Raw genomic sequence first — 6,774 nt, 5'->3', positions numbered from 1 at the left:
AGCGCACTTGACTGGGGGTCAAGGGGTCGCAGGTTCAAATCCTGTCGTCCCGACTGGAGACAGTCACAGGTCAGGGCCGGTTTCGGAGACATCCGAAACCGGCCCTTGGTCGTTCCCGGGGACCAGTTGGGACCGGCGTCCCTGACCGGCGTCAGCGGGTCATGACGATCGGGCTCGGCGGGGAGCGCGGTGCGCGGGGCACGCCGAGGGTGCGGAGAGTGCTGCGCCGGGGAGCGGATCGGCGTCGACCGCGTCGCCGAGTGCGGCACCGGGCAGGCTCTTCCGCCGAGCGCTGCTGCCGGTGCTGCCGAGGGGCGCCTCCCGGTCGCGGTCGTTCAACGGGCCCCGTTCTCTTCGGCTGCAGAGCGCCGATCCCATGAACGACGCTGGTGACCGTTCCCGTCGATCGCCGGCCGCCACCGCTGCGGATGGGTCTCGGCGTGACTGGTCCTCACAGTTGCAGTGCCGGTCGACCGTTGACGCATCCAGGTGACACGGCAATCCCATTGCCCCCTCTGTTGAAAATGATTATCGTCTTAGTTGTGCCCGAGGGGGCATGAACATGACCCATGGGGGTTTCTCTTGCGTACCCGCAGACGCCTGCTGACTGTCACCGGCATCGCCGCCGCCGCGCTCGCCACGGCCGGTCTCAACACCTCCGCCTTCGCCGCCACCACCCTGAGCAGCGGCCATGTCGACGTCCTCGACGCCGAGTGGGACGGCGCGGACCTGCACCTCCACGTCCACGACGAGGAGACCGAAACCGAGTACGAGCCGGCCGACGTCACCCTGTCGGTGCCGGCGGCGGCGAAGGTCGCCAACCCCGGCTACGGCTTCCTCGGCTCCGGCAGTCAGATCTGGCTGCTCCCGGACACCGAGGCCGAGGCCGACGCAGCCGGAGTGCTCTTCCCGGGCATCTCCACCGAGCACCTCACCACCGGGGTCTTCGCGAACAACACCGTCACCTACACCCTCGTCAGCGCCACCCGCGACGGCGCCGCCACCGACGACTTCAGCGTCTACGCGGGCAGCGGCAGCCGCTGGTTCGACAGCAACACCGCCATCACCACCTTCAAGTCCCGGACCTTCGGCGTCGCCACCCACAACCACGCCAACTGGGCCTTCGAGGAGGCCGGTACCTACCAGCTCACCTTCCGCGTCCAGGGCACGGCCGGCGGCGTGACGGAGTCCGCCACCGAGACGTACACCGTCGCCGTCAGCTCGTGATGCGGGCCCTGACGCGCGGCAGACGCGCCTGCACAAGTGCGGCGCTCCTCGTGGCGACCGCGGTGCTCTGGGGCGCGGCAGGGCTGGCCGCCGCCGGCGGCAGCGGGCCTGCCCGCGCCGCCGGCGGTGCCGTCGTCCTCGACGAGGGCGAGCTCGATCTCACGCCCCGACCGGTCGACGGAAAGCTGGAGTTGCAGATCGACGACCGCAGCAGCGGCACAACGGTCGCGCGTGAGCCCTCCACGGTGGTGCTGCACGCGGTGCAGTCGTCCCTGCAGTCCACTCTGGACCCGGTGGCCATCGCGCTCGGTACGACCAACATGGACACCTGGCAGCTCAACGGCTGGGAGGCGGAGAACATCTTCGCCCCCGAGCCGGGCTGGAACGGCTCCCAGGCGGGAGGTGACACCGAGGTAGCCCTGTCCGGATACGAAGGGCCCGGGGACTTCGGTCTGGCCACGTACACCCGTGAGATGGACAGCATGGACGCCCCGGCGATCCCCTGCCTCGGCAGTGTCGCCTCCGTCCAGCGCGCCTTCACACTGCCCGGCGACGAGGAACGGCTGCTTCCCGTCTGGCAGTTCACCAGGGAGGGCGTCTACCGGCTGACGTTCACGGTGACCGTCGGGGGGTCCACCGACACCGAGACACTGGCCGTGGTGGTCGGTGACGACGTCGACCCGAACGACGTACTGCCCGGCGACGGCTCCACGCCGACGCCCTCGACGCCCCCGACGTCCTCCACGCCGACAGGTGTCCCGCCCTCGACGAGCGCGACGCCGACCGCACCGGCCGCACACGTCATCGACAACGGTCACCTGGATCTGGCCGCGCGCCCGGTCGACGGCTCGCTGCAGTTCCAGATCAGGGAGGGTACGGCGCAGGACCACGCGTGGCGCGAGCCCGAGACGGTCGTCCTGCACGTGAAGCCCGCGGCCAGGCGGAAGATCACCGATGGGTACGAGTTCCTGGGGCCCGTGGGCGACCCCGTGTGGTGGCTGCCCATCCAGCAGGTCGACGGTCTCGTCTGGCCAGGCTGGAGTACCGACCAGTTCAAGAGTTCCGAGATCGACGGCCGTGTGGCCTTCCGGCTCGACGCCGTCCACGGCCCGGGCGCGCTGAGCGTCTTCACGGAAGGCTCGGTCGGTTCGGTGACCATGCACGCCCACAGCGGGGACGGGCTGCCGGACAGCTTCGACCTGTCCGTGCCGACCCACCGTCACACCGTGTGGACGTTCGCGCAGGAGGGCGTCTACCGCACCACTTTCACCGTCAGCGCGACTCTCGCGGACGGCACGAAGGTCAGCGACACGGAGACCATTGCCTGGGTGGTCGGGGACAACGAGGACCCGTCGACCGTGAAGCCGGGTGAGGGGGACGAGCCGACGGCAACGCCGACAGCCACCCCGTCGGGCTCGGCCTCCGCGACGCCGACCGCGTCCGCGTCCCCTTCGGAGTCCGCGTCCGACTCGCCGAGCGCATCGGCTTCGGCAACGGACCCGGGTTCCGCCTCCTCCGGAACCGGCGGAAGCTCGTCGACCGGAGGCACCGGCAGCGGTGGCACCTCGCCCGCCGGCAGCCTGGCCTCCACCGGCGCGCAGGTCGGTGTGATCGGGGGCATCGGCGTGGCCGCACTGCTGGTGGGCTGCGGCGCGGTGTTCTTCGTACGACGTCGCCGTACCGCCCAGTGAAAGCTCCGCGTGCGACGGACCGGCGCCTGGCAGCGACCCGGTCCGTCGTGCGCGGCATCGTCGTGTTCGAGAGAAGGAGGAGCCCCATGCGGGGCCACCCCAGACGCACCACCATCGCCGCCGTGCTGGTCGCGGCGAGCGCCCTGCTCTCCGGGTGCAGCGGGCTTCAAGTCAGTTCGTCGGACGCGGAGTTGACGGTGTCGACCACCACCGCGATCATCGCCGACCTCGTCGAGCAGGTCGGCGGCGACCGCGTCGACGTCACCTCGATCGTGCCGCACCACGGCGACCCGCACTCGTATGAGCCCAGCCCAGGCGACGCGGCCAAGGTCGCCGGTGCTGATGTCGTGTTCAGCAACGGGCTGCTGCTCGAAGAGCCCGGGATCATGAAGATGGTCCACACCAACGCCCAGAAGTCCGCCCCGAAGATCGAGATCGCCGGGAAGCTGGAGCAGTACGGCGGCACGGTCATCAAGCTGGAGGAGGATCTCGGGCTCGACGTGCTGTGGCTCGGCTGGGCCGTCGAGGGCGAGGTCTCGGGAGACGGCTCCCAGGTGCGTACGTCCGCCACGAAGCTGGAGGGACCCGGAGAGCTGCGCGTGTATCTCACCGACACGCTCGGCAGACCCAAGGTGTACATCGACTCCGCCGACGGTCTCGACCACGCCGACTCCTTCACCCTGCCGCCCGAGGCGCACACGCACGTCAACTGGGCCTTCAGCGAACCCGGCACGTACCGGCTGACCGTCGAGGGGCGGACCGAGACCCTGGACGGGAAGACCGAGGAGATCGGCAGCGGCACCTTCACCTTCACCGTCGGCGACCACACCGAGGCACCCGAGGGCGCGAGGGTGCTCGACGGCGGACACGCTGACGTTGCCCTCAACGCCGAGACGGGGAAGGTGTACGTCCGCGCCGACGACGACAAGAGCGGTGAGCCTGAGCGTCTCCCGGCCGACGACGTGGTGCTGAACGTGCCCGACCGGGCCCGGGAGACCGTGCCGAAGGAGGAGCCGTACTCCTTCCTCGGCAAGCCGGGCGAGGAGCTGTGGGTGCTGCCGCAGGCCGTGATCGGCAAGCACGTGCACGGTGACATGGACCCGCACGCCTGGGAGGACGTCGCCAACGCCGCGGCGTACGTCCGGCGGATCGAGGCCGAGCTGATCAAGGCCGATCCGGACGGCAGGACGACGTACGAGAAGAACGCCGCCGAGTATCTGAAAACGCTCGGCGCCCTCGACGAGGAGGTCGCCAGGAAGCTCGCGACCGTGCCGGAGAAGAACCGGAAGCTGATCACCACGCACGACGCCTTCGGGTACCTCGCGAAGGCGTACGGCATGGAGATCGCGGGCTTCGTCGTGCCCGTGCCGAACCAGGAACCGAGTGCGGCCGAGGTGGAGAGACTCGGCGACACCATCCGGGAGAAGCAGGTCCCGTCGGTGTTCCTGGAGCCGAACCTCGCAGCGCGCGCCGACGTGCTGCGCCGGGTCGCCGAGGACGAGGGGGTCCGGATCTGCACGATCTACGGCGACTCGTTCGGCGACAAGGTCGACGACTACGTATCGATGATGCGGCACAACGCGAGCGAGCTCGCCAAGTGCCTGGGGGAGGATGCCTGATGAGGGGCGTGCGGAGGGTTCAGAGGGTCGCCGTGGCGGTGGTCCTCGCGGCCACCCTGACAGGGGGCGGGGCCGCCGTCGCGGACGACAGTACGGCACGTACGGCAGGGCCCGGCCTCGGCCGGATCGCCTATGCGGACGGGGTGTTGACCCTGGATCCGGCGGACGGTGCCCATGTGATCGAGGTCGGTGACGCGGGCGTCGCTGAAACCCCGGCACCCGGGTGGGACACGACCGGCGTACCTGAGGGCACGGTGGCTGGGGACACCGTGCGGTGGTCGCTGACCGGGCTCGACGGGCCGGGCGACCTGAAGGTGTACTCGGACGAGGACGGGGAGGGAGGCGACACCGCCGAGGACGCGTTGCTGTTCGACAGCGCGGACGACCTGCCCGACGAGCACAAGCTCCCGGTGGGTCAAGAGGGCAACACCCGCTGGGAGTTCAGCGAGGACGGCACGTACCAGGTCATCTTCACCGCCCAGGCCACGACAGTGGACGGGCGGGAACTGTCCGTCGGGACCGTCTACACGGCCGTGGTCGGGGACACGGCGGACCGGGAGGACACGGCCCCGGAGCAGCCGGTCGCCGAGGAGATACCTGACGAGGAGGCGCAGACTCCGACAGCGGCAGGGAAGGCCGTGACGGAGGCGGTAGAGGCCGAGCGGCGCACCGTCCTGGCCGCCACCACGGCCGCCACCGACGTCGTGTCCGACAAGAAGGTTCTTGACGAGGGCCACGTCGACTTCGCCGCCCGCGTCGTCGGCGACAAGCTGCGGATTCACATCAAGGACGGCACGGTCTCGGGGAAGACCACCTGGCGCGAACCCTCCTCCGTGGTCCTGCACGTCAGGCCCGCGGCAAAGAACACCCTTCCGGCGGGCGACGCGTTCGTGTTTCTCGGCAAGGGCGGCGACCCGGTGTGGCTGCTCGACCAGGTGCAGCAGGAGGGGCTGCTGTGGCCCGGCTGGTCGACGGACAACATCGAGGCCGGGGCGACCAAGGGCGGTGTGGAGTTCTCGCTCACGGCAGTCGAGGGTCCGGGTACCTGCGCGCTCTACACGTACGACGCGATGTCGGGCGCGAACGTCCTGTTCAACAGCAAGGACGGGGTGCCGGACTCCTTCGACGTGCCCGCCAACACGCACGCGCACGGCGGATGGGCGTTCACCAAGGAAGGAACGTACCGGCTGACCTTCAGGATGAGCGGCACGCTGGCCAACGGCACGAAGGTCTCCGACACGGAGACGGTGACGTTCGCGGTCGGCGACACCGACCCCGGCAAGGTGACGCCGGGCGACGGCTCCGGCAAGGGAACTTCCGGGACGTCCGGGTCGTCCGGGTCGTCCGGTTCCTCTTCCTCGGATTCCTCGGACACGGCAGGCTCAGCGTCCGACTCCGGCTCCACGGGCGGCTCTTCGACCGACGATTCCAGCGACGGCTCGATGGCCTCCACCGGCGCCGGTCAGGCCGTACTCCTGGGCTCGGCCGCCGTCGCCCTCACCGGCGTGGGCGCCGCGTCCTTCCTCGCCGCCAGGCGAAGGAGGACCGCACGTGGCTGACAGAGCGGACCCGCTGCTGCGGGTCACGGGCGCGACCGTCGTCCTCGGCGGCAGGACCGCCCTGGAGCGGGCCGACCTGACCGTCGACGCGGGCGAACTGGTCGGGCTCCTCGGACCCAACGGCGCCGGGAAGACGACTCTGCTGCGGGCCGTCCTCGGGCTGGTGCCGCTGGCCGGGGGCGAAGTGGCTGTCCAGGGACGGACCGGGCGTAAGGCCGGGCAGCGAATCGGGTACGTGCCCCAACGGCACGAGTTCGCCTGGGACTTCCCCATCGACATCGCGGGCGCGGTCCTCACCGGACGCACCCGGCAGATGGGCTGGCTGCGCCGCCCGGGCGCGGCCGACCGGGCGGCGGTGGACGAGGTACTGGAGCTGACCGGGCTCGCCGACTTGCGGCGCAGGCCCGTCGGTGAGCTCTCCGGCGGACAGCGGCAGCGGGTCCTGGTGGCCCGCGCCCTGGCCGCCGGCCCGCGCATCCTGCTCCTCGACGAGCCGTTCACCGGAGTCGACGTGCCCACCCAGGAGCTGCTGAACGAGTTGTTCGGCCGGCTGGCCGCGGAAGGCAGGGCGCTGCTGATGACCACCCACGACCTGGCGGCCGCCGCCCGCACCTGCCACCGGGTGGCGCTGATCAACCGCACGGTCGTCGCCGAGGGCGGCCCCGAACTCCTCGCCGA

The 6,774-nt window shown here is 70.5% G+C and carries 5 protein-coding genes; all 5 read left to right on the top strand.

Translation table 11 applies throughout. From position 1 onward, the window contains the following. Positions 1 to 582 precede the first annotated feature (582 nt). Complete coding sequence (locus RB628_RS38865) at positions 583 to 1,227, top strand: choice-of-anchor M domain-containing protein (RefSeq protein ID WP_318325369.1); 645 nt, start codon at positions 583 to 585, stop codon at positions 1,225 to 1,227. Beyond that, positions 1,227 to 2,918 carry a choice-of-anchor M domain-containing protein gene (locus tag RB628_RS38860; protein WP_318325370.1) on the top strand — a complete coding sequence of 564 codons (1,692 nt, stop codon included), beginning with the start codon at positions 1,227 to 1,229 and terminating at the stop codon, positions 2,916 to 2,918. The genes RB628_RS38865 and RB628_RS38860 overlap by 1 nt, the downstream gene beginning before the upstream one ends. An 86-nt stretch (positions 2,919 to 3,004) precedes the next feature. Then, on the top strand, positions 3,005 to 4,537 hold the full coding sequence (locus RB628_RS38855) for an anchored repeat ABC transporter, substrate-binding protein (RefSeq protein WP_318325368.1): 1,533 nt from the start codon (positions 3,005 to 3,007) through the stop codon (positions 4,535 to 4,537). Further along, on the top strand, positions 4,537 to 6,096 hold the full coding sequence (locus RB628_RS38850) for a TIGR03773 family transporter-associated surface protein (RefSeq protein ID WP_318325367.1): 1,560 nt from the start codon (positions 4,537 to 4,539) through the stop codon (positions 6,094 to 6,096). The genes RB628_RS38855 and RB628_RS38850 overlap by 1 nt, the downstream gene beginning before the upstream one ends. Next, the coding region (locus tag RB628_RS38845) for an anchored repeat-type ABC transporter ATP-binding subunit (protein WP_318325366.1) at positions 6,089 to 6,774 on the top strand (686 nt) is incomplete at its 3' end. The genes RB628_RS38850 and RB628_RS38845, both read left to right, overlap by 8 nt.

This window comes from Streptomyces sp. ADMS (assembly GCF_033441795.1).
Lineage (GTDB): Bacteria > Actinomycetota > Actinomycetes > Streptomycetales > Streptomycetaceae > Streptomyces.
The sequence above is the reverse complement of the archived record's forward strand: the minus strand, read 5'-3'. Positions and strand labels throughout refer to the sequence as shown.

What these genes read in the sequence shown, in the direction of transcription:
- RB628_RS38860 (WP_318325370.1), top strand. Translation starts at nt 1,227, where the DNA reads ATGCGGGCCCTGACGCGCGGCAGACGCGCCTGCACAAGTGCGGCGCTC.
- RB628_RS38855 (WP_318325368.1), top strand. Translation starts at nt 3,005, where the DNA reads ATGCGGGGCCACCCCAGACGCACCACCATCGCCGCCGTGCTGGTCGCG.
- RB628_RS38850 (WP_318325367.1), top strand. Translation starts at nt 4,537, where the DNA reads ATGAGGGGCGTGCGGAGGGTTCAGAGGGTCGCCGTGGCGGTGGTCCTC.